At 69.8% G+C, this 21,833-nt stretch carries 19 protein-coding genes; 8 read left to right on the forward strand and 11 right to left on the reverse strand.

The genetic code is table 11. The features are described 5' to 3' along the window. Nucleotides 1-10: 10 nt before the first annotated feature. Nucleotides 11-1,030 carry a Zn-ribbon domain-containing OB-fold protein gene (locus VZF99_RS02945; protein WP_407335672.1) on the reverse strand — a complete coding sequence of 340 codons (1,020 nt, stop codon included), beginning with the start codon at nucleotides 1,028-1,030 and terminating at the stop codon, nucleotides 11-13. A gap of 89 nt (nucleotides 1,031-1,119) precedes the next feature. Here VZF99_RS02945 and VZF99_RS02950 point away from each other — a divergent pair, with 89 nt between their 5' ends. Beyond that, complete coding sequence (locus VZF99_RS02950) at nucleotides 1,120-2,154, forward strand: LLM class F420-dependent oxidoreductase (RefSeq protein ID WP_120284534.1); 1,035 nt, start codon at nucleotides 1,120-1,122, stop codon at nucleotides 2,152-2,154. 13 nt (nucleotides 2,155-2,167) lie between these two features. Here the strand turns inward: VZF99_RS02950 and VZF99_RS02955 are convergent, their stop codons facing one another. Continuing rightward, complete coding sequence (locus VZF99_RS02955) at nucleotides 2,168-3,010, reverse strand: DUF1707 domain-containing protein (RefSeq protein ID WP_407335673.1); 843 nt, start codon at nucleotides 3,008-3,010, stop codon at nucleotides 2,168-2,170. A 115-nt stretch (nucleotides 3,011-3,125) separates the two neighbouring features. Between VZF99_RS02955 and VZF99_RS02960 the strand changes: the two genes are divergently transcribed. Together VZF99_RS02960 and VZF99_RS02965 are read left to right on the forward strand one after the other, a co-directional pair. Beyond that, nucleotides 3,126-4,745, forward strand: a complete 1,620-nt coding sequence (locus VZF99_RS02960) for an acyl-CoA synthetase (protein ID WP_407335674.1) — start codon at nucleotides 3,126-3,128, stop codon at nucleotides 4,743-4,745. A gap of 73 nt (nucleotides 4,746-4,818) precedes the next feature. Continuing rightward, nucleotides 4,819-6,279: an aldehyde dehydrogenase family protein gene (locus tag VZF99_RS02965; protein ID WP_407335675.1), complete on the forward strand. Its 1,461-nt coding sequence runs from the start codon at nucleotides 4,819-4,821 to the stop codon at nucleotides 6,277-6,279. Here VZF99_RS02965 and VZF99_RS02970 read toward each other — a convergent pair. The 5 genes from VZF99_RS02970 to VZF99_RS02990 all read right to left on the reverse strand — a co-directional run bounded on the left by VZF99_RS02970 (nucleotide 6,269) and on the right by VZF99_RS02990 (nucleotide 11,834). Beyond that, nucleotides 6,269-7,873, reverse strand: coding sequence for a sensor histidine kinase (locus VZF99_RS02970; RefSeq protein ID WP_407335676.1), 1,605 nt, complete (start codon nucleotides 7,871-7,873; stop codon nucleotides 6,269-6,271). The two genes, VZF99_RS02965 and VZF99_RS02970, sit on opposite strands and share 11 nt — an antisense overlap. Then, the gene (locus tag VZF99_RS02975; RefSeq protein WP_407335677.1) at nucleotides 7,870-9,312 is read right to left on the reverse strand and encodes a glycosyltransferase family 2 protein; all 1,443 of its coding nucleotides are present in this window, start codon (nucleotides 9,310-9,312) and stop codon (nucleotides 7,870-7,872) included. Before VZF99_RS02975 ends, VZF99_RS02970 begins: the two co-directional genes overlap by 4 nt. Next, on the reverse strand, nucleotides 9,309-10,565 hold the full coding sequence (locus VZF99_RS02980; protein ID WP_407335678.1) for a HEAT repeat domain-containing protein: 1,257 nt from the start codon (nucleotides 10,563-10,565) through the stop codon (nucleotides 9,309-9,311). The genes VZF99_RS02975 and VZF99_RS02980 overlap by 4 nt, the downstream gene beginning before the upstream one ends. Before the next feature lie 16 nt (nucleotides 10,566-10,581). Then, on the reverse strand, nucleotides 10,582-10,959 hold the full coding sequence (locus VZF99_RS02985) for a response regulator (protein WP_185951233.1): 378 nt from the start codon (nucleotides 10,957-10,959) through the stop codon (nucleotides 10,582-10,584). 68 nt (nucleotides 10,960-11,027) lie between these two features. Then, nucleotides 11,028-11,834 (reverse strand): crotonase/enoyl-CoA hydratase family protein, encoded by an 807-nt coding sequence (locus VZF99_RS02990; RefSeq protein WP_096906022.1) that lies wholly within the window; start codon nucleotides 11,832-11,834, stop codon nucleotides 11,028-11,030. Nucleotides 11,835-11,916: 82 nt separating this feature from the next. On the opposite strand from VZF99_RS02990, the gene VZF99_RS02995 reads away from it, so the two are divergent. After that, the gene (locus VZF99_RS02995; protein ID WP_407335679.1) at nucleotides 11,917-13,554 is read left to right on the forward strand and encodes an acyl-CoA synthetase; all 1,638 of its coding nucleotides are present in this window, start codon (nucleotides 11,917-11,919) and stop codon (nucleotides 13,552-13,554) included. A 2-nt stretch (nucleotides 13,555-13,556) separates the two neighbouring features. Further along, a complete protein-coding gene (locus VZF99_RS03000; RefSeq protein ID WP_173674834.1) occupies nucleotides 13,557-14,663 on the forward strand; it encodes a nitronate monooxygenase family protein in 1,107 nt (368 codons plus the stop codon). 128 nt (nucleotides 14,664-14,791) lie between these two features. Here the strand turns inward: VZF99_RS03000 and VZF99_RS03005 are convergent, their stop codons facing one another. The 4 genes from VZF99_RS03005 to VZF99_RS03020 are packed head-to-tail and all read right to left on the reverse strand — an operon-like array spanning nucleotide 14,792 to nucleotide 19,579. Continuing rightward, entirely contained in the window at nucleotides 14,792-15,523 is a 732-nt protein-coding gene (locus VZF99_RS03005; RefSeq protein WP_407335680.1) for a PAQR family membrane homeostasis protein TrhA, read from the reverse strand. A 21-nt stretch (nucleotides 15,524-15,544) separates the two neighbouring features. Beyond that, complete coding sequence (locus VZF99_RS03010) at nucleotides 15,545-17,218, reverse strand: AMP-binding protein (RefSeq protein ID WP_407335681.1); 1,674 nt, start codon at nucleotides 17,216-17,218, stop codon at nucleotides 15,545-15,547. Continuing rightward, complete coding sequence (locus tag VZF99_RS03015; RefSeq protein WP_407335682.1) at nucleotides 17,215-18,315, reverse strand: acyl-CoA dehydrogenase family protein; 1,101 nt, start codon at nucleotides 18,313-18,315, stop codon at nucleotides 17,215-17,217. The genes VZF99_RS03010 and VZF99_RS03015 overlap by 4 nt, the downstream gene beginning before the upstream one ends. Before the next feature lies 1 nt (nucleotide 18,316). Continuing rightward, complete coding sequence (locus tag VZF99_RS03020; RefSeq protein ID WP_096906017.1) at nucleotides 18,317-19,579, reverse strand: acyl-CoA dehydrogenase family protein; 1,263 nt, start codon at nucleotides 19,577-19,579, stop codon at nucleotides 18,317-18,319. Between the two features lie 107 nt (nucleotides 19,580-19,686). Between VZF99_RS03020 and VZF99_RS03025 the strand changes: the two genes are divergently transcribed. The 3 genes from VZF99_RS03025 to VZF99_RS03035 all read left to right on the forward strand — a co-directional run bounded on the left by VZF99_RS03025 (nucleotide 19,687) and on the right by VZF99_RS03035 (nucleotide 21,832). Then, nucleotides 19,687-19,881, forward strand: coding sequence for a ferredoxin (locus VZF99_RS03025; protein WP_067712138.1), 195 nt, complete (start codon nucleotides 19,687-19,689; stop codon nucleotides 19,879-19,881). Between the two features lie 8 nt (nucleotides 19,882-19,889). After that, nucleotides 19,890-20,807 carry a 3-oxoacyl-ACP reductase gene (locus VZF99_RS03030; protein WP_120285142.1) on the forward strand — a complete coding sequence of 306 codons (918 nt, stop codon included), beginning with the start codon at nucleotides 19,890-19,892 and terminating at the stop codon, nucleotides 20,805-20,807. A 260-nt stretch (nucleotides 20,808-21,067) separates the two neighbouring features. Next, on the forward strand, nucleotides 21,068-21,832 hold the full coding sequence (locus VZF99_RS03035; protein ID WP_096906016.1) for an ABC transporter permease: 765 nt from the start codon (nucleotides 21,068-21,070) through the stop codon (nucleotides 21,830-21,832). Nucleotide 21,833 lies beyond the last annotated feature (1 nt).

The following is a 21,833-nucleotide window of genomic DNA, read 5'->3' on the forward strand; positions in this document are numbered from 1 at the left end:
GTGGTGTCCTCTACAGGTGATCGGCATAGGTGTCGGGGTCGGCGTCGGGATCGCCGGTGGGCTCGAAGTGCGCGATGGCCTTCATCGAGGCGGGCCGTTCGGACTCGGGCGTCCAGACGGCGCGCACGCGCATCCCCATCCGCACCTCGGACGCCTCGCAGCCCAGCACCAGGTGCTGGATGGGCACGTCGGAGCCGTCGAGCAGGATGTAGGCGGTGACGTACGGGGGCTTGATCTGCTGACCGGCGAACGGCACGTTGACGATGCCGAACGTGGTCACGGTGCCCACGTCGGCCACCTCCACGTACTCGCCCATGGCCACGCCGTCGGACGGGCAGTAGTCGCGCGGGGGCACGTAGACCTCGGGGCCATTGGAGCGGCGCCGGCCCAGCATCCGGCCCTGCACGATCGCACGCAGGTACTCGCTCTCGGCGGGGCCGGCCGTGTGGGTGACCGACAGTCCGATCGGCGTCACCACGATGGTGACCGGGTCGTCGGAGGCTTGCGGGGCCTCGTCGTCGTCGCCCTGGTCGGTGCCCTGGGCGTCGGCGGGGACCACGCACGCGATGTCGTGGATGGTCCCGGTCCGCTCGGCGGACCACTTCAGACGTACGCGCATCCCGGAGCTGACGGCCTCGGGGCCGTCGGCGACCAGGGGGAGGAGGACGGCGGTGTCCGCGCCGTCGAACCGGACCAGGGCCCAGGCGAACGGCGAGTCGTGTTTGTGGACGTCGGTGGGTTCGGGAACCCAGGTCCAGACGACGACGACGCCTTCGATCCCGGTCCCCGAGCCGATCTCCACGAATTCGGACAGGGCCTGTCTCGTGTGCGGGTCGAACTCCACCGGGGGCAGGTGCACGGCGCCGGCGGAGTCGCGGACTCCCACGAGGCGGCCGTCGCGCAGGCCGGTGAAGAACGCGCCGAGGACCGGTCCGGTCGAGCGCGTGTAGTCGAAGGCCGGGGATAGTGAGGCCGACAGGACGGTCTCTTCCGGCGGGGTGATGTCGACAACGATCTCTCTGGATGTCACGCCGCAATTAGAACACGTTCCACCGACAGTTGTGCGACTTTCCGTGTGCACGTGACCGCCCGTGGGCGGCGTGGGTCACACTGGGCCTCATGAAATTCGCCTTGCAACTCGGATACTGGGGCGCCCAGCCGCCCACCAATCACGCCGACCTCGTGGTGGCCGCGGACAAGGCGGGCTTCGACACCGTCTTCACCGCCGAGGCCTGGGGTTCGGACGCCTTCACCCCGCTGGCCTGGTACGGATCGCTGACCGAGCGCATCCGCCTGTCCACGGCGGTCGTGCAGCTCTCCGCCCGCACGCCCACCGCCACCGCGATGAGCACCATGACGCTGGATCATCTGTCCGGCGGCCGGTTCTGCCTGGGGCTCGGAGTCTCCGGCCCGCAGGTGGTGGAGGGCTGGTACGGGCAGCCGTTCGCCAAGCCGCTCGCGCGCACCCGGGAGTACATCGACATCATCCGCAAGGTGCTGCGCCGCGAGGCGCCCGTGACCTCCGACGGACCCGCCTACGCGCTGCCCTACGAGGGTTTGGACGCCTCCGGACTGGGCAAGCCGCTCAAGTCGATCCTGCACCCGCTGCGCGAGGACGTGCCCATCTGGCTGGGCGCCGAGGGGCCCAAGAACGTCGCACTCGCGGCGGAGGTCGCCGACGGCTGGCTCGGTTTCCTGGCCTCGCCCAAGTCCGCCGCCCAGTACAACTCGTGGCTCGACGAGGGCTTCGCCCGTCCCGGTGCCCGCCGGACCCGCGAGGACTTCGAGGTGGCCTTCCTGTGCCAGCTCCACGTCACCGACGACCGGCGCGGAGTGATCGACTCCTACAAGCCGTTCACCGCCCTCTACGCCGGTGGTATGGGTGCGGAGGAGAAGAACTTCCACGCCGAGGCGTTCCGACGGATGGGGTTCGCCGAGGACGTCGAGCGCATCACCGAGCTGTTCCGCTCCGGGCGCAAGGAGGAGGCCGCCGCCGCGGTGCCGGACGAGATGGTGGAGGCCACGGCGATCATCGGCGACGAGGCTTCGGTGCGGGAGCAGATCGCCGAGTGGGAGGCCGCGGGCATCACGATGCTCGTGGTGACCGCGCGCACGGTCGAGCAGGTTGAACAGATCGGCCGTCTCATCGGCTGAGGTCCGCCCGCGCTCAGTCGGGCTTGTCGGCCTTCCGGAGCTGGCCGTCGGGGCCGAAGGTGGCCGTGCCGAGGTCTTTGCCATCGTTTAGCGACACCGCATACTCGGGCTCGCCGAGCGGGTCTGCAAACACGCTGATGTGGCTCAGTTTCGCGCCGGACATGTCGAGTTCTCCCGGTGCGGACTCGACCGTCTGCTCGAGCACCGCCGAGTCGATGTCCGCGATCCGGAAGGTGGTCGACTCGGTGCGGGAGTGGAAGCCCGACTGCGTCCACTCGCCACCGCGGAAGATGAAGCTCAGCCGCTTCCCGGGCTCGGCCGGGTCCTCGTACATCGCGCCGGCGCTGGTGCCGTGAATGCTGAACGTGTCCAGGTCAAGGCCTGCGAACTCGGTCTTGGCCGAGTCGATCACGCGCTCCATCCCCTCTGCGGTGAGGAGCGGACCGGGGTCGGAGGCCTGCTCCGTGGTCATGGAGTTCGAGGGGGAGTTCGAGACTGAGGCGGCGATAACCCCGCCGGCTATCGCCAGGACCGCCACCGCGATGCCGATTCCGATGGCCCAGCCACGGTTCGCATGGCTGCGGTTGCGGCGGGCATCCCACCCGGTGCGTGCGGAGCCGGCGGATGCTTTGCTGTTGTCGTGGTCGTCATCCCGACCCAGTCCCAGGTCGTCGTCACCACCACGCAGGTCGACCACGAGCGGGCGTAGCTCGTCGATGTACTTGGCCTTGGTGGCGGTCCGGATGCGCTCGAAATGCTCAAAATGGTCGAGCTGGCCTGCCCCAAAGGCCTCGTCGAGGGCCTGCTGGACGGCCGTGCGCTGGGCGTCGGAGGCGCGGTGTCGATGCTTCGCCATGTGCGAGAGCGTAGCCGCCGCGCCCGGTCAGGCCATCTGGGAGGCGCGGATGGTCGCGTCGACCGCCATGAAGAAAGGCCGCCACTAAGATAGAACAGGTTCTACTATGGGGTGCATGAGTGCACCCTCGCCTTCCGTTCCCGCCGACGCCGGAGTCCTGGACCCGCGAAACGGTGAGCACGTCACCAGCGTCTACCGCATTGCCGAGGCCGAGCCCGACCGCGTCGCGGTGATCGAGGGCGGATCCGCCGACGCCCCCGGCCGCCAGGTGAGTTTCGGCGAACTCGCGGGCGTCGCCCACGGTTACGCCCGCGGCCTGCGCGAACTCGGACTGGAGGCCGGGGATTGCATCGTCCTCCTGGCGCCGAACAGCATCGGCTTTCTCGAGGTCTACTACGCGGCGATCGAGATCGGGCTCTACGTGGCTCCCGCGAACTGGCACCTCACGGGCCCCGAGGTGGCCTACATCCTCGAGAACTCGGGATCGACGGTGTTCATCGCCGACGAGCGTTTCGCCGACGTCGCGACCGCCGCCGCTTCCGAGGCCGGGCTCGACCCCGCCCGCTGCTACGCGATCGGCGACGTCCCCGGGTTCCGTCCGCTCGCCGAGCTCACCGCTCCGGCGCAGGGGGAGGACCCCTTGCCATCGTCCCGGACCCTCGGCGCCCCGATGCTCTACACCTCCGGCACCACCGGACGCCCCAAGGGTGTGCGTCGCCCGCTCACCGGCGCCTCGCCCGACCAGGTGACGGTCCCCAACTACTACTTCTTCGCCGGGTTCGACATCCAGGCGCCGGACAACGTGCACATCTGCGGCTCGCCGCTGTACCACACGGCCGTGCTCAACTTCGTCACCATCTCGCTCAACCTCGGGCAGGCCGCAGTCCTCATGGACAAGTGGACGCCCGAGGAGATGCTGCGGCTCATCGACGCCCACGGCGTCACCCAGTCGCACATGGTGCCGACCCAGTTCTCCCGACTGCTCGAGCTGCCCGAGGACGTGCGCGCGAAGTACGACGTGTCGAGCCTGCGCACGATCGTCCACGGCGCCGCGCCGTGCCCCAAGCACGTCAAGCAGGCCATGCTTGACTGGTGGGGACCGGTGCTCACCGAGTACTACGCCGGCACCGAGGGTGGGGGTTGCACCATCACCGGCGAGGAGTGGCTGCGCAAGCCCGGCAGCGTGGGGCGGCCCTGGAAGACCACCACCCTGAAGATCCTCGACGACGACGGCAACGAGCTGCCCACCGGCGAGATCGGGAACGTCTACCTGCAGATGCACGGCTCCAAGTTCGAGTACCACCAGGACGCGGAGAAGACGGCGAAGACGTATGTCGGCGAGCTGTTCACCATGGGTGACATCGGGTACGTCGATGAAGACGGCTACCTGTTCCTGTGTGACCGCAAGAACGACATGATCATCTCCGGCGGCGTGAACATCTACCCAGCCGAGATCGAGTCCGAGATGACCCGCCACGAGGCGGTCCGCGACGCGGCGGTCTTTGGGATCCCGCACAAGGACTGGGGCGAGGAGGTCAAGGCCGTCATCGAACTCGCGGAGGGCTACCCCGAGTCCGACGAGCTCAAGTCGCAGATCCTCGAGGACCTTTCCGGTCGGCTGGCGAAGTTCAAGATGCCGCGTTCGATCGACGTGGTGGACGAGCTGCCCCGCCAGGCCAACGGGAAGCTGATGAAGCGCACGCTGAAGGATCCGTACTGGGCAGACGCGAAGTAGGTCTGGGCAGGGGCGGGCCCTCGTCGTCGTCGGATCCCCGACGCGCGTCGAGAACGCGTTCTACCCTGGACGCATGACCAGAACCCCCACCGCGCGCGATCTCACGCTCGCGCAGATCCTCGAGCGGCAGCAGCAGGCGTTCCTCGCCGACCCCCAGCCGGGCGTGAAGATCCGCCGGGACCGGATCCTGCGCCTCAAACGCCTCGTCCTGGACAACGCCGCCGACCTCACCGAGGCGATGCGCGAGGACTACGGTTCCCGGCCGGAGACCTTCTCCACCCTCACCGACATCGCCTCCTCCATCCCCGACCTGGACCACCAGCGCGGCAACATCAAGAAGTGGATGCGCCCCACGCGCGTGTCCCGAGCCCTGGAGGCGGTGGGCTTCACCCAACAGGTCCGGCACGACCCCAAGGGGGTCGTCGGCATCATCGGACCGTGGAACTTCCCGCTGTACCTCACGATCGTGCCCGCCGGTTCCGCCCTCGGCGCCGGCAACCGGGTGATGATCCGGCCGTCCTCGGTCACCGCGCACACCACCGAAGCCCTGTGCCAGCTGGCACCGGAGTATTTCGCCGTCGACGAACTCGCGATCGCCGGACCCGAACACGGCCGTGGATCGGACTTCTCCGTCCTGCCCTTCGACCACCTGTTCTTCACCGGCTCGCCCGGGGTCGGCAAGTCCGTCGCCAAGGACGCCGCGGAGAATCTCACCCCCGTCACCCTCGAACTGGGCGGCAAGAACCCTGTCATCGTCGACACCAGCGCCGACATCGACCGCGCAGCCCGCAGTATCGCCTCGTCCCGCCTGGTCAACGGCGGTCAGGTGTGCATGTGCCCGGACTACGTCTTCGTGCCCCGCGACCACCTCGACACGTTCTGCGACACCGTGCTCGACCAGTGGCGCACCAGCCTGCCCGCGATCGTCGGAAACCCCGAGTACACGGCCACCATCAACACCTCGAACTATGAGCGGATCGTCGGGCTGATCGACGACGCGGTGGGGAAGGGCGCCGGCAAACGCGACGCCGCGCCGGCCGGCGAACGGCTGCCCGACCCGGTCGGCCGCAAGATCGCGCCCACCCTGCTCACCGGCGTGACCCCGGACATGGAGATCGACTCCGACGAGGTCTTCGGGCCCGTCCTCACCGTCTTCGGTTACAGGGGCCTCGACGAGGCGATCCGCTACGTCAACGACCGGCCCAGCCCCCTGGTCCTGTACTGGTACGGCGACAAGAACGAGCGCTTCGAGACCGTCGCCGACCGCACCCGCTCCGGCAACATCTACGGCAACGACTTCGGGATCGGCATGGCCTCGTCCGCCATCCCGTTCGGCGGCGTCGGCAACTCGGGGATGGGCGGGTACCACGGCCACTACGGCTTCCGGACGTTCACCCACGAGCGGGCGGTTGCGCACCACTCGTTCGCCTACAACGTCTCGGAGATGATGGTGCCGCCGTTCACCAAGGACAAGCAGCGGATGGCCTCGGGATACCTGGGGGCGATGCAGGTACGGACACGGCTCAAGCTGTAGCGGGGGGCCCGCCCCCGAGGCCGCTGCGTCCCAGGCCGCGGTCCCCGGGGGTGCGGACGTGGTGCAGCGGCACGGTCAGCCGAAAGGTGGTGCCCTCGCCCTCCGCCGAGTCGAAATCCAGGCCGCCGTCGTGACCCTCGGCGATCGCCTGGACGATGCTCAGCCCCAGGCCGGTTCCGGGGATGGACCCACGCTGGGCGGTGCTCGACCGGAAGAACCGCGTACCCAGGTGCTCGTGCTCGGCCTCGGGGATACCGATGCCGGTGTCGGCCACGGTGACGGTCGCTGCGTCGTCGTCCGCGGTGAGGGTCACGGTGACCGATCCACCCTCCGGGGTGAACTTGATGGCGTTGCTCACCAGGTTGGTCACCGCCCGCTCGAGCTGCAGTGAGTCGCCCGTGACCTCGGCCGGTTCGATCCGCTCGGCAAGCGTGAGGCCGGCGCGGGCGGCCACGGGCCGGAGCGACTCGAGGACGTGACCCACCACGGCGTCGAGGTGGAGCCGGTCGTGGTCGATGTCGAGGCCCCTGGCCTCGATCCGGCTGAGCGTGAGCAGGTCCTCGATCAGGCCCTTGAGCCGGTCCGCGTTGCGCTGGACCACCGAGACCAGACGATGCTGGGCGGGGGTGAGGTCGCCGCCGTCGCCGTCGCACAGCATCTCGGTGTAGCCGATGATCGAGGCCAGCGGCGTGCGGAGTTCGTGGCTGACCGTGGAGACGAAGTCGTCCTTCTGCCGGTCCAGTTCCTCGAGCCTGCGGACGTGCTCCTCCTGGCCCGCCTCGTAGTCATCTCTGGCGTCCAACAGCACGTTGAACGCCGCGGCGAGCGCGCGGACTTCCGTCGGGCCCTCGTCGGTGCGGGCGCGGGCCCCTCGTCCGCCCTCGGTGTCGTTCCGGGCCACGTCGGCGAGTTTCTCGATGGGGTCGACGATCGTCCGGGCGGTCCGGCGGGTGTCACGGATGATCGCGGTGGAGGCCAGGAAGATGATCACGAAGGTCAGCGCGTACCCGCTCCACAGCGTGACCGTCCGCCAGGTGCGCATCTCCGCCCGCTTGTCCATGGCCGCGGAGAGCAGGGTGTCGGCGGCGGTGACCATCGCCGTGAAGTCCATGACGGCGTCGATGTTCTCCTGCTGGCTGATCGGGGTCGACCCGGGCGGCAGGTCGGGTGTCGTCCCGACGACCGCCTCGGCGTAGCGCCACCACGATTCGGACGCCGCGGTGAGCTTGCCGAGGGCGGGGGAGAAGGCGTCGTCGTCCTCGACCAGACCCTGCAGCTCGGTCAGGGCCTCCCGCGAGTCGGTCTCGAGCACCCGCAACCTGTCCTCCGCGCCGGGCAGGCCGTACGCGCGATCCATCCGCAGATCCGACTGGGCCCAACGCATCGCGATCACCAACCGGCTGGTGGTGTCGACGACGGGGGTGTAGATGGTGCTGGTGCGCTGGGAGAAGTAGAACTGGATCAGCAGGAGGGTGGGCCCCAGCAGCGCGATCACCACCACGAGGATCAGCATGCTGCGGCTCTTGCGGCGCAGGACCTCGGAGACCTTCTCGGCGGGCCGTCCGGAATCCGGGGTCGTCGCTGCTTCCGTCACGACGCCCCCTCCGTGGTGAAGCCGCGGCGCGTCATGACGCCCCACTGCTGCTCGCTCCCGCGCAGCGCCTGCCACCAGCCCCGGAGGCGCCAGATGACGTGGAGCTGGCGGTAGCCGATGTTCTCGAGGACCGACGAGGCGATGAGGGAGAGCATGCTCCCGAACCGGTGGTAACGAGAGAAGTACACCTCGTCTACGGCGGCTGCGGTGAGTGCGACGACTATCGCATACCCGTAGGCCACGGCGAGGAACAACCAGAAGGTGGTGGGATTGACCAGACCCAGGACGAACCCCAGGACCATGAGCACCAGGCCGACCGCCTCGATGAGGGGCGCGAACAGTTCGAAAGCCCAGTAGTAGGGGACGGCGAGCGTGCCGGCCCGTCCGTATCGCGGATTGCCGAACATCACGCGGTGTTTGACCAACGTCTCCCAGAGCCCGCGGTGCCATCGCGCGCGTTGCTTGCCGAGAACCTTCAGGGTCTCCGGCACCTCTGTCCAGCACACAGGCTCGGGGACGAACGTCACCTGGTAGTCCTCGTCGCGCTCGCGGAGTAGACGGTGGAGGCGCATGACGAGTTCGAAGTCCTCGCCGATGGAATCAGGGTCGAGTCCACCGACCTCCACGAGCAGGTCGCGTCGGAAGCAGCCGAAGGCGCCGGAGATGAGGATCAGCGCCCGCAGCTTGGACCACCCGGAGCGGCCCAGGAAGAACGACCGTAGATATTCGAGCGCCTGGATCTGGGCGAGGAGGTTGCGTGGCATCCGGACGTCGACGATCTGCCCGGACCGGATGGTGCACCCGTTGGCGACCCGCACGACACCGCCGGTGGCAGCGGTGCGAAGCGGGTCGTCCGCGAACGGCTCGGTGACGATGAGCAACGCATCGGGGTCCAACAGTGAATCGCCGTCGACGCAGATGATGAGGTCCTCCACCGCGGTGTTGATGCCGACGTTGACGGAGTCCGAGCGCCCCGAGTTGGCTTTGTCGATGACGGTGAGCCGGGTGTATCCGTCGCGCGGGACGTAGAGACCGCGGGGCACCTGCCGGGTCGGGATGTCGTAGGGCACCTCACGGTCGGCACGGACCAGATCGAACGCCTCGACGAGGACGCGGAGGGTCTCGTCGGAGGACCCGTCGTTGACGACGATCACCTCGTGGCGGTGGTAGCGCAGTCCGAGGAGTGACCGGGCGGCCTCGACGACGCCGGCTGCCTCGTTGTAGGCGGGGACGACCACCGAGACCCCCGGCGCCGTGTGGCTGCCGAGACGTTCGACGCGACCGGAATGACGACGACGACGACGCGTGCTCCGGAAGTCCACGGCCGCGGCGATCACGAGCACCAGGTACGAGGAGTTGATGAGCACGAAGTAGAGCAGGATGGGCCAGGCGATCAGGTCCAGCAGCGTCGCGATCACCACGCGGAGTGTCTCGATCACGGGGCCGGCTCCTCGTCCCGGTGGGCATCCTGATGGGTGGGCTCGCCGGCCCGCCGGGCGCTCGTGGCGAGATCGTACAGGTCGGGCTTGCGTTCGCGGATGCCGATGGCCGTCACGGCGCCCAGCGAGGCGAGGGCCGCCAGGTCGTCGTCCGAGACGGTCGAGGTGTCCCGGACGGAGATCTCCGGCGGGATGGTGCCGCGTTCCAGGGCGTCGACGAGGACGGCCTCACCCCTCCGGCCGAGGGAGGCGAGCGCACCGGCGGCCACCTCGGCCAGTCGCCGGTCGGCGTCGGTCAGGACCGAGCGCAGGGGCGGGATCGCGGCCGGGGCGCCCAGTTCCCCGAGGGCGGTGGCGGCGGCCAGCCGCACGGTCGCCGGTTCGTGTGCCCCGAGGGCTCGCCCGAGGTCGTCGATGACCCGGCCGTCGCCGATCATCCCCAGCGTGCGCGCGGCGGCCGCGCGGACCCGCTCGTCGCGGTCGGTGCGGAACAGTTGCAGGAGCCGGGGCAGCAGGGAGGCCATGCCACCGCGCGCCGCGACCGTGGCGGCGACGTACCGTACGCCGGGATCCGGGTCGTCGAGGCCCCGTCGCACCGCCTCGCGGACGTCGTCGCCCATGGCCAAGAGGGCATCCGCGGCGACGTAGGCGGGCACCCCGGAGATGCCGTCGACCTCGCGGACAGCGCGTAGCACCGAGTCGGAGAACGTGGCGTCGCCGATGACCCCCAGGGCGCGCACGGCGGTCGCGCGGACCGCGCGGTCCCGGTCGGAGAGCAGGCCCGCCAGTGTGGACGCGTGCTCACGGCGCCGTGTCGCCCCGAGTACCTGGGCTGACCGGGCCCGGGTGGTGGACGACCACGAGCTGGTGCCTCGGACCGCGCCGTCGACGGTGCCGTGACGATCGAGGATGTCGACCAGCGCGGTGACGGCTCCGCCGCGGACCTTGCCGAGCAGGTCGAGAACGGCCCTGTCGACCACGCGCGCCCGGTACCCGCCCAGCCTGCCGGTGGGCTCGTCGGTCGGCTCCTCGTCCGCGGCGAGCGCGAGCAGTCGCGGCCGGATCGGCCGCAGGATTCGCTCGACGCGACGACCGCGGCTGATCCGCGCCGCGTGAGCCCACACCATCACGAGGATCAGCACGGCGATGGAGGCGACCAGGATCCACAGCGATGTGGTGAGGACGCCGGACGCGACCTCGGGCGCGACGTCGTCGAGCAGGGAGGGCGAGGGGTCGTCGTACGAGAGGATCACCGGGCGGTCCGCAGTTCTACCGGCCGAGCAACGCGTCGACCCGGCGGAGTAGCTCCCGGGGACTGAAGGGTTTGATGACGTAGTCGTCGGCACCCGCCGCGAACCCCGCGTCGACCTCGGAATCCCGGGCGCGGGCGGTGAGGAGCAGGACGCGGCAGTCCTCCGGCCCCTCACCGTCCCGCAGGCGCCGGAGGACGTCGAGCCCGGACAGACCGGGCATCATGATGTCGAGGATGGCCAGTGACGGGGCGAAGCTCGTGATCGCCTCGAGGGCCTCCACCCCGTCGCGGGCGGTGCGGATCTCGTATCCGGCGTTGTCGAGCTTGAAGGCGACGAGCTCACGGATGTCCTCGTCGTCGTCGGCGATCACGACCCTCGGCCCTGTTCCAGTCATTGGCTCGCCTCACCTTCCGTGTCAACATTTCTCAGCTGAAGCTTATAGTGGCACGGACCGAGGCGAGGTCATTCCCCCCGGAACTCGGGCTTGCGCTTCTCGGCGAACGCCCGCGGGCCCTCCTTCGCGTCGGCGGAGGCGAAGACCCGCCCGCCCACCTCGGCGTCGACGCGGAAGGCCTCCTCCTCGTGCATGCCCTCGGTGCGACGGATGGTCTCGATCATCCCCCGGACCGCCAGCGGACCGTTCGCGGCGATGAGGTCGGCGATCTCTAGGGCCTTGTCGAGGGCCGATCCGTCGTCGACGACGTGGCCGATGAGCCCGAACCGCTCGGCCTCCTCGGCGGTGAGGTGGCGGCCCGTCATGAGGACCTCCATCGCGACGGTGTACGGGATCTGGCGCACGAGCCGGACCGCCGAACCGCCGAGCGGGTACAGGCCCCACCGCGCCTCGGAGACACCGAACTTCGCGGACCGTCCGGCGACGCGGATGTCGGTGCCCTGCAGGATCTCGGTGCCGCCCGCGATGGCCGGCCCCTCGACCGCGGCGATGAGCGGCTTGCTCAGTCGACGGCCCTTGAGCAGGGCCGGGAGCGTCGTGAGATCCCAGCCGCCGCCGGCGAACTTGTCCCCCGGGGCGTCGGAGTTCATGGCCTTGAGGTCGGCGCCCGCGCAGAAGAACCCGCCCGCGCCGGTGAGAATGCACGCCCGGATGTCGGGGTCGGAGTCCACCAGATCCCAGGCGGCCTCCATGCCCCGCATCATCGGCCCGGACAGGGCGTTCCTGGCCTCGGGGCGGTTCATGGTGACGATCAGGACGTGCCCACGCCGCTCGGTGAGCAGGTGCTGGTCCTCGGGCGTCGCGACGCTGGTCATCTGGGGCCTCCTGGAGGATTTCTTTATGCCGGGTTCGATGTAACCCACACCACGGGAAGGTAACACGTTCTAGTTTGGGGGCATGGCGTACACCATCGGAGATCTCGTAGAACACAGCGTGGACCGTGTCCCCGACCGGCTCGTGCTCGTCCAGGGTGATCGTGAGCTCAGCTTCCGGGAGTTCGAGGACCGTGCCAACCGTCTTGCTCACCACCTGCAGTCGGTGGGGGTGGGGCCCGATGACAAGGTCGCGGTGTACAGCCGCAACACCATCGAGGCCGTCGAGGCCATGGTCGCGATCTTCAAAATCCGCGCGGTCATGGTCAACGTGAACTTCCGCTACGTCCCTGCCGAGCTCGAGTACCTCCTCGACAACTCCGACGCCGTCGCGGTGATCCACGAGCGGCGGTACTCGCAGACCCTGGCCGAGGCCCTGCCCAGGACCCCGGGGGTCCGGCACTGCCTGGTGTTCGAGGACGGGACCGACGGACCGGACCCGGTGGTCCCCGAGAGCGTCTCCGTGGCGCACTACGAGGACGCCCTGGCGGCGCAGTCCCCGGAGCGGGACTTCGGCGAGCGCTCGAACGACGACATCTACATGCTGTACACGGGTGGCACCACGGGTTCGCCGAAGGGCGTCATGTGGCGCCAGGAGGACGTGTTCATGGTCCTGGGCGGTGGCATCGACTTCCTCACGGGGGAGCGGGTCGCCGACGAGTGGGAGTTGGCGAACAAGGCCGTCGACGGCGGGGTCCTGGTCCGGGCCGCGCTACCGCCGCTCATCCACGGCGGAGCCCAGTGGGCGATCCTCATGGCCCTGTTCGCCGGTCACACGAGTGTGCTCATCCCGGAATTCGACGCGGAGACGGTCTGGCAGACGGTCACGGACCGCAAGATCAACCTGATGTTCATCACCGGTGACGCGATGGCGCGACCGATGATCGAGGCCTGGGACGCGGAGAAGTACGACCCCTCGTCGCTCTTCTACATCGGGTCCTCGGCTGCCCTCTTCTCGCCCTCGGTCAAGGACCAGTTCATCGAGGCCTTCCCCAACGCGATGATCTCGGACTCCATCGGGTCGTCGGAGACGGGCTTCTCGGGCATCGCACTGGCGGAGAAGGGGAAGACCCACACCGGCGGTCCGCGCGTGAAGATCGACGGCGAGACCACGGTCCTCGACGACGACGGCAACGAGATCCGGCCCGGGTCGGATGTCATCGGCAAGGTGGCCCGGACCGGCCATATCCCGCTGGGGTACTACAAGGACGAGGCCAAGACCGCGGCGACGTTCAAGACATACAACGGCAAGCGCTACTCCATCCCCGGCGACGACGCCCGGGTCGAGTCCGACGGCACCGTCACGATGCTCGGCCGCGGCTCGGTGTCGATCAACACCGGCGGCGAGAAGGTGCACCCGGAGGAGGTCGAGGCGGCCCTCAAGACGCACCCCGACGTGTTCGACGCGCTGGTGATCGGCATCCCCGACGAGCGGATGGGGCAGAAGGTCGCCGCCGTGCTGCACACCCGGGACGGCAAGTGCCCGCCCATCGAGGAGATCAACGAGCACGCGCGCACGGAGATCGCCCGCTACAAGTGCCCGCGCGCGGTCTGGGTCGAGAACTCGGTCAAGCGCAATCCCGCGGGCAAGCCCGACTACCGGTGGGCCGCGGACATCGCCGCGTCCCGCCCCGCAGACGACAGCCAGGAGATCAGCAAGTGAGCATTCGCACTTCCCTCACGGAGGAGTTCGGGATCGAGTACCCGGTCTTCGCGTTCACCCCGTCCAAGGCCGTCGCGGCCGCCGTGACCCGTGCCGGCGGCATGGGCGTGCTCGGGTGTGTCCGGTACAACGATGCCGCGGAACTCGACGAGGTCCTCACCTGGATGGACGAGAACACCGACGGCAAGCCGTACGGGGTGGACATCGTCATGCCCAACAAGGTCCCCACCGAGGGGAGCCCGGAGGACATCGCCGCGATGATCCCCGAGGAGCACAAGTCGTTCGTTTCCCGTGTCCTCGACGACCTCGGCGTCCCGCCGCTCGGTGATGACGCCGAGCACAACGCCGGCGTGATCGGGTGGCTGCACTCGGTCGCCCAGTCGCATGTGGAGATGTCTCTCAAGCACCGGCCGGTACTCATCGCCAACGCGTTGGGTTCACCGCCGAAGCACATCATCGACCTCGCGCACGAGAACGGGATGAAGGTCGCCGCGCTCGCGGGCGCCACCAAGCACGCCCTGGCCCACGTCGACAACGGAGTGGACATCGTGATCGCCCAGGGCGGCGAGGCGGGAGGTCACACCGGCGACGTCGCGACGATGGTGCTGGTCCCCGAGATCGTCAAGGCCCTCGACGGCCGGGCCCCGGTGCTGGCCGCCGGTGGCATCGGCGACGGGACCCAGGTCGCGTCCGTGATCGGGATGGGCGCGCAGGGCGCCTGGATGGGATCGCGCTGGCTCACGGCCGCCGAGTACGCCGAGGACGGCGGGTCGCAGGCCATGCAGAAGGCGCTCGTTGCCGCGACCAGCCGCGACACCGTCCGCACGCGCATCTACTCGGGCAAGCCCGCGCGGCTGCTCAAGAGCAAGTGGACCGAGGCGTGGGCCGCCGCCGACGCGCCGGACCCGCTGCCCATGCCGCTGCAGAACATCCTCGTCGCGGAGGCTCACCAGCGGATCTCCGAGGCGCAGGATCCCGAGGTCGTGGCCATGCCGGCAGGACAGATCATCGGCTCCCTCGAGGGCGTGGTGCCCGTGGCCGAGACGATGGCGCAGATCGTCGCCGAGTACGAGGCCGCCGTCGAGCGACTGCGCGCGACCCTGGCCTGACCGGCCGGGCCTGTCTCGCCGTCATCAGCCAGATCCGCTACTCGGATTCCGGATCCGCCAGCCCAATTCGGGTAGCAGATCGGGAATCGGGATAGCGGATTCTCGGCCGTCAGGTCGTCAGCAGGTCATCAGCTGGTCAGGACGAACAGCAGCATCGCGGCCCAGTGGCAGGCGAACGCGATCACGGTGCACGTGTGGAACACCTCGTGGAAACCGAAGACGCCGGGGGCCGGGTCGGGTCGCTTGAGGCCGTAGACCACCGCGCCGCCGGTGTAGGCGACGCCACCGACCATGACCAGGATGACGGCCGCGAGGTTGGCGGTGATGAGGTCGCCGGCGAACCACACCGCGGTCCAGCCGAGGCCGATGTACAGGGCGACGTACAGCCAGCGCGGCGCGGACAGCCAGAACAGGCGGAACAGGATCCCCAGCAGGGCGCCCGCCCACACGAGTGTCAACAGGATCTGGGTGGTCGGGGGCTCGAGTGCCGCCACCGTCATGGGGGTGTACGTCCCGGCGATGAGCAGGAAGATGTTGGAGTGGTCGAGCCGGCGCATCAGGGCTGCGGCGCGTGGCCCCCAGTTCACCCGGTGATACAGGGCCGAGATCCCGAACAGCAGGGTCGAGGTCGCCAGGAACACGGCGCAGGCCCAGGTCAGCGCGGTCCCCTCGGCGAGCACGGTGAGCACGACGCCCAGCGCGATCGCCACGGGCAGGGTGCCGGCGTGGATCCACCCCCGCAGCAGCGGTTTGGGCGGGACGGGCGCGGAGATGCCGAAGTCGTCGTCGGCGGCGACGGCATCGTCATTGATGCCGTCGCCGGCGGGATTCTGCAGGTCGGGGTTCACGGCGTGGTCCACACGCCAAACCTACCGACGACCTCATCCGGGGGTGAAGGCCCCTCCACCGTCGGCGCGGACCCAGACCCTGTCCCCGGCCGATTCGGCGCCCAGCGAGCTGAGGTCGCGGGCCCGGAACTTGAAGCTGGCCGTCCGTGGCAGCGCGGCGGTCATCCGGAGCAGCGACGGCCACTGTTTGGGCCCGAGGTCGGGTTGGGCGGCGAGGAAATCACCGAATCCGTCGGCCAGGGTCGAGACGTCTGCTCCCTCGCGAGGCACCACCGCCGCGGCGACGGCGTCGCCGATGACGGCCGGGCCCCGCACCGTCTCCGCCGGCACGGCGTACACGCCGACCTCGGCCACATCGGGGTGGCGCCGCAGTACGCGTTCGATCGGTGCCGCCGCCAGGTTCTCCCCGTCCACGCGCATCCAGCCACCGGACCGGCCCGCGAAGTAGACCCATCCGTCGTCGTCGACGTACGCGAGGTCACCGGAGTGGAACCGGCCGCCGCGCATCCTCTCGGCGTCGGCGGCGGGGTCGCCGTAGTACCCGGAGAACAGGCCCGGCCCGTCGGCGACCATCTCACCCACGGACTCGTCGGCGTTGAGCAGGACACCGGCGTCGTCGAAGCGGGCGCGGGGGCGCTCGTCCCCGGACTCCGGGTCGACGATCCGCACCCCGTCCGGCAGTGGACCGAGCGCGGCGTCGGGGGTCCCGGGCGTACGGGTGACGGAGATGCCGCCCTCGCTGGAACCGAACCCGTCCACCACGGTGACGCCGAAGCGCCGGGCGAACTCGCGACGCACGTCGGCGGGCGCCTCGTTGCCGTAGACCACGCGCATCGGGTTGTCGGCGTCGTCGGGTCGCTCGGGGGTGGCCAGGATGTAGGACAGTGGTGCGCCGACGTAGTTGGCGAAGGTGCATCCGTGTCGCCGGACGTCGTCGAGCCAGTTGGAGGCGGAGAAGCGACGCCGCAGTGCGATCGAGCATCCGGAGTACAGGGCGATCGGCCACGCCACCATCACGGCGTTGGAGTGGAACAGCGGCATCGCGCTGTACACGCAGTCGTCCGAACCGATCCCGAACCTCTCGGCGAGCATGCGGCCGGGCACGGAGATCTTGCTCTGCGTGATCCGGACGGCCTTGGGGTCGCCGCTCGTGCCCGAGGTGAACACCAGGGCGACGAGGTCGTCGGGGCCGACGGGCACGTCCGCCACCTCGGGGAGCGCCGCGCCGGCGTGCCGGTCGAGCAGTGCGGTCCACTCGGGGGAGTCGACGGAGACCACGGGCACGCCGGGGTCGAGCCCGTCGAGCAGTGCGGCGTTGTCGGTGTCCGTGAGGATGAGCGCGCAGTCGGCGAGGGCCGCGTCGCGGATCAGAGCCTCGCCGCGTCGCGTGGGGTTGAGCCCGGCCACGACGAGCTCCGAACATGCCGCCGCGCCGAGCAGGTGGAGGTACTCGGGTGTGCCGGCCAGGAGGAGGCCGATGTGCGGGCGTGACGGTGACGACGACGAAGGCGGCGACGACGAGGTCATCAGTTCCCGAAGCGCCGCGATCCGCACGGCCACCGCGCCGACGGCGTCCGACCAGGGCGTGAGCCGGCCGTCGGACCAGATTCCGCGGTCGCCGACGGCGCGCAGGGCGTGCACCGCGTCGGCGACGGAGGTGAACGGCTGGGCGGCGACCTCCGCGATCGTCTTCACCGCGCCGCTCACGCCGAGTACTCCCAGGGGTCGCCCGCGGTGGCCAGCAGGTCGCCCAGGTCGAGCAGTTGCCGGGTGGCGCCGCCGAGGCGGAACTCGCCGGCCTTCGCGGCGAGGAAGTAGCGGTGGGCGGGCTCGGAGCGGTCCAGCCCGACGCCTCCGTGGACGTGCACGGTGGTGTGGGCGAGGCGGTGGCCGGCGTCGCAGGCCCAGAAGTGGGCGGAGGCGACGGCCGACCGCGCGGTGGCCGTGCTCTCGAGGGCGACGGTCTCCCGCGCTGCGGCCTCTGCACTGCAGGCGTCGAGCTCGTAGGCGGCGCGGAGGGTGGACAGTCGCACGGCGTCGACGTCGATGGACCCGTCCGCCAGGCGGGCGGCGACGGCCTGGAACGTGCCGATGGGGCGACCGAACTGGTGGCGGGTGCTCGCGTACGTGGCGGTGCGCTCGAGCGCGGCCTCGATCACGCCCCACTGGTGGGCGGCAAGGTGGACGCGGCGGCGCAGGGCATCGAACTCGAGCGCCCCGGCGGCGAGTGCGGTGGCGTCACCGGGGTCACCGGTGACGAGCCCGCTGCACGAGTAGTCGACGGGGATCGTGCGTTCCACGGTGACCGCCGCGCCGTCCGACACGTGTACGCCGTCGGCCGACCTCCGGACGATCACATCGGCGATCGGCGCCCAGTCCACCTCCGGTGCGGAGCCGGACCAGCCGTCGGCGACAGCGGCGATCTCGCGCCCCTCCGCCACGGCGGTGGCGCGGTCGGTCTGCCCGGCCGCCTCGAGCAGGTGGGCCGCGCGGATCGCGGGGGACAGGGGGACCGGGGCGACGACCCGGCCCAACTCGCGTAGGACCAGGGCCTCGCCGATCACCCCCAGTCCGGCGCCGCCGAGCGACTCCGGGGCGAGGGCGGCCGGGACGCCGGCCCGGACCAGTTCCTCCCAGTAGCGGGCGTGGAACCGGGCGGTGTCGCGGTCGGTTCCGCCGGATTCGGTGCCGGGGCCGAACCGGGCGTCGAGTTCGCGCAGGGAGTCGTCGGTGACCAGACGCTCGCCCATGTCCCGGACGAGGGCGGTCAGCTCCGCGGTGGTGTCGTCGACGGAGAAATCCATGTCAGCGCTCCTTCCGGGCGGTGCTGGCGGACGGCGCGGGGGCGACACGTGGCGCCGGGGGCAGCCCCAATCCGGCGGTGGCGATGATGTCCCGCTGCACCTCGTTGGTGCCGCCCCCGAAGGTGAGGATGAGCGCCGATCGGTGGAGGCGCTCGATGCGCCCGTGCAGGGCGGCGGTCGGGGAGTGGGAGCGCTGGTAGCCGCTCGATCCGAGGACCTCCATGAGCAACCGGTAGGCCTCGCACGCCGTCTCGGTCCCGTACACCTTGGTCGCCGACGCGGCGATGCGGGTGGGCGCGGCGGTGTCCGCGGAGACGATCTCCCAGTTGCGCAGGGCCAGGTACTCGGCCATCGCGTGGACGCGGGCCAGGTGGGTCCGCACCCACTCGTTGTCCATGACGGTGCCGTCCCCGGGCATGCCGACGTCCGCCGAGCGGGTGGTGCGCGCCCACTGCACGACCTGCCGCAGTGAGGCCTGCAGCGGCCCCGCCGAGGTCAGGGCGACGCGCTCGTGGTTGAGCTGGTTGGTCATGAGCGGCCAGCCGCCGTGCTCGGGGCCCACGAGGTTGCTCGCCGGGACCACCACGTCCTGGTAATAGGTGGCACTGGTGTCCGGGCCGGCCATCGTGTGGACCGGGGTCCACGAGAAGCCCTCGGCGTCGGTGGGCACCATGATCATGGAGATGCCCTTGTGGCGCTTGGCGTCCGGATCGGTGCGCGCGGCCAGCCAGATCCAGTCGGCGTACGCCACCAGCGACGTCCACATCTTCTGACCGTTGATCCGGTAGACCTCGCCGCCCTCGTGCTCACCGGTCCCGGGCTCGCGGACCGCCCGCGTGCGGAGCGACGCGAGGTCGGTGCCGGAGTCCGGCTCGGAGTAGCCGATGCCGAAGTGCAGCTCACCGCGGCTGATCCGGGGCAGGAAGTAGTTCTTCTGCTCGTCGGAGCCGAACGCCATGATGGTGGGCGCCACGGAGTTGATGGTGAGGAACGGCACCGGGACGCCGGCGATGGCGGCCTCGTCGGTGAAGATGAGCTGCTCGATCATCGGCCGGTTCTTCCCGCCGAATTCTTCGGGCCACCCCAGTGTCAGCCAGCCGTCTCGGCCCATCTCCGCGACGATCTCGCGGTACGCGTCGCCGTGCCCGTACTCGCCGGTGGTGGAGGTGAAGGCCTCGCGTCGTTCAGGGGTCATCAGTGCCGAGAAATACTCGCGCAACTCCCCGCGCAGACGTTCCTGGTCGGTGGTGTAGGTGATGTCCATATGCCCTAAGCTCATCGGTGAGTGGAACACGTTCTAGTGTCGTGTCTCACATAGTATCCAACCATCTCGCGGCCATGGTGGCCGTGGGTGCGACCGAGGAGGACGGCATGAGGATTGAAGTCGATCCCGACCGCTGCGAGGGGCAGGCCGTGTGCGTCGGCCTGGCGCCGAAGGTCTTCGAGCTGAACGACGACGACGAGGTCGTGCGTGTGATCGTCGACGAGGTCCCCGAGGACCTGCAGAAGCGCGCACTCAAGGCTGTGGAGAAGTGCCCGATGGCCGCGCTGAAGGCCGCGGAGTGACCGCGGGGATGGGTCGGGAGAAGCTCGACGCGGACCTCTCGCTCGACGGCCGGGTCGCCGTGGTCACCGGGTCCGGCTCGGGTCTCGGCGCGGCCGAGGCGGTCGAGCTCGCCAGGTCGGGCGCGGCCGCGGTGGTCATCAACGACATCCGCGCCGGTGACGCCGCGGACGCGGTGATCGCGGACATCGAGGCGGCCGGAGCCAAGGCGGCACTCGTCGTGGGCGACGTCTCCGAGCGGGAGACCGCCGACGCCATGGTGGCCGAGGCCCTCAAGCTCGGTGGGCTGCACGTGGTGGTCAACAATGCCGGGATCACGCGCGACAAGATGCTGTTCAACCTCTCCGACGAGGATTTCGACGCGGTCGTGAAGGTGCATCTGCGCGGTCACTTCCTGCTCACCCGCAATGCGGCCGCCCACTGGCGCGAGGAGAGCAAGAAGTCCGGGGGGCCGGTCTACGGCCGGCTCATCAACACCTCGTCGGAGGCGGGGCTCTTCGGCCCGCCCGGCCAGGCCAACTACGGCGCGGCCAAGGCCGCGATCACCGCGCTGACGCTGTCCGCGTCGCGGGTGCTGGAGCGCATCGGCTGCACCGCCAACGCGATCGCCCCGCGCGGTCGCACCGGGATGACGGAGGCGGTCTTTGAGCCCTGGGACCCCTCCGAAGGGCCGGATCCGCTCTCGCCGGACCGGGTCGCGGACCTCGTGTCCTACTTGGCCTCGCCCGCTGCTGCGGACGTCACGGGTCAGCTGTTCGTGGTATACGGCGGGATGGTGGCGCTCGTGGAGGCGCCCGTCGTGGAGAAGAGGTTCGACGCAGAGGGCGGCGTATGGGACCGTCGCGAGTTCGCGGATGCGATCTCCGGGCACTGGTCAGGCCGCCCGGAGGGCAAGTCCTTCTCCGCTGCGGAGATCATGAAGCTCTGAGTGGCGGGCCCGTCCCCGGCGTGATCGACATCGATCGCGCCGGGGACGACTTATTGGTGTGTCGGGCGTGTTAGATTCCCCCGACACGAGCTGGCAGGGGCACCGGTCGGGGGGATGGGGAAGCCCTTGCCAGATAGAACGCGTTCTAGATACTGTGTAATCGGGATCACACGAAGCGGTCACTTGTTCAGGCCGGGGTAGTCCAGGCCACGTTGGCCGACCGCGCGTGGCCCGGGGGATAAAAGACAGGAGGGGGCGCCATGGCGAGGGTTATCGATGCGCCGCTCAGAGGGATCGGCGACTTCGTCGCCATGACGCTGGACACCTTCGTCTCCTTCCCGACGATCGTGCGACAGGGCCGGGAGTTCGTCGAGCAGTCCTGGTTCATCGCCCGCGTCTCGATGCTGGCCACCGTTCTGGTGGCGATTCCCTTCACGGTCCTGGTGAGTTTCACGCTCAACATCCTGCTGCGCGAGATCGGCGCGGCCGACCTGTCCGGCGCCGGAGCCGCTCTCGGCGCGGTGACGCAGGTGGGCCCCATGGTCACCGTGCTCATCGTCGCCGGCGCAGGCGCGACCGCCATCTGTGCAGACCTCGGAGCGCGCACCATCCGCGAGGAGATCGACGCGATGGAGGTGCTCGGCATCGATCCGGTCAAGCGCCTGGTGGTGCCCCGGGTCGCGGCGTCGACCTTCGTCGCCCTCCTGCTCAACGGGCTGGTGTGCACCATCGGCATCCTCGGCGGGTTCCTCTTCTCAGTGTTGCTCCAGGGAGTCAACCCGGGGGCCTTCGTCAACGGCATCACGCTGCTCACCGGTCTCGGCGAGTTGATACTCGCGCAGGTCAAGGCCGGGTTGTTCGGGATGCTCGCCGGGCTGGTCGCCTGCTACAAGGGGCTCTATGTCCGCGGTGGTCCGAAGGAGGTCGGCAACGCGGTCAACGAGACCGTCGTCTTCGCGTTCATGGCGCTGTTCGTCGTCAACACCGTGGTGACCGCCGTGGGCGTCAAGGTCCTGGGGGCGTGAG

The organism is Dietzia kunjamensis, assembly GCF_045689975.1.
Lineage (GTDB): Bacteria > Actinomycetota > Actinomycetes > Mycobacteriales > Mycobacteriaceae > Dietzia > Dietzia kunjamensis.

What these genes read in the sequence shown, in the direction of transcription:
- VZF99_RS02950 (WP_120284534.1), top strand. Translation starts at nt 1,120, where the DNA reads ATGAAATTCGCCTTGCAACTCGGATACTGGGGCGCCCAGCCGCCCACC.
- VZF99_RS02955 (WP_407335673.1), bottom strand. Translation starts at nt 3,010, where the DNA reads ATGGCGAAGCATCGACACCGCGCCTCCGACGCCCAGCGCACGGCCGTC.
- VZF99_RS02960 (WP_407335674.1), top strand. Translation starts at nt 3,126, where the DNA reads ATGAGTGCACCCTCGCCTTCCGTTCCCGCCGACGCCGGAGTCCTGGAC.
- VZF99_RS02965 (WP_407335675.1), top strand. Translation starts at nt 4,819, where the DNA reads ATGACCAGAACCCCCACCGCGCGCGATCTCACGCTCGCGCAGATCCTC.
- VZF99_RS02985 (WP_185951233.1), bottom strand. Translation starts at nt 10,959, where the DNA reads ATGACTGGAACAGGGCCGAGGGTCGTGATCGCCGACGACGACGAGGAC.
- VZF99_RS02990 (WP_096906022.1), bottom strand. Translation starts at nt 11,834, where the DNA reads ATGACCAGCGTCGCGACGCCCGAGGACCAGCACCTGCTCACCGAGCGG.
- VZF99_RS02995 (WP_407335679.1), top strand. Translation starts at nt 11,917, where the DNA reads ATGGCGTACACCATCGGAGATCTCGTAGAACACAGCGTGGACCGTGTC.
- VZF99_RS03015 (WP_407335682.1), bottom strand. Translation starts at nt 18,315, where the DNA reads ATGGATTTCTCCGTCGACGACACCACCGCGGAGCTGACCGCCCTCGTC.
- VZF99_RS03020 (WP_096906017.1), bottom strand. Translation starts at nt 19,579, where the DNA reads ATGGACATCACCTACACCACCGACCAGGAACGTCTGCGCGGGGAGTTG.
- VZF99_RS03025 (WP_067712138.1), top strand. Translation starts at nt 19,687, where the DNA reads ATGAGGATTGAAGTCGATCCCGACCGCTGCGAGGGGCAGGCCGTGTGC.
- VZF99_RS03030 (WP_120285142.1), top strand. Translation starts at nt 19,890, where the DNA reads ATGGGTCGGGAGAAGCTCGACGCGGACCTCTCGCTCGACGGCCGGGTC.
- VZF99_RS03035 (WP_096906016.1), top strand. Translation starts at nt 21,068, where the DNA reads ATGGCGAGGGTTATCGATGCGCCGCTCAGAGGGATCGGCGACTTCGTC.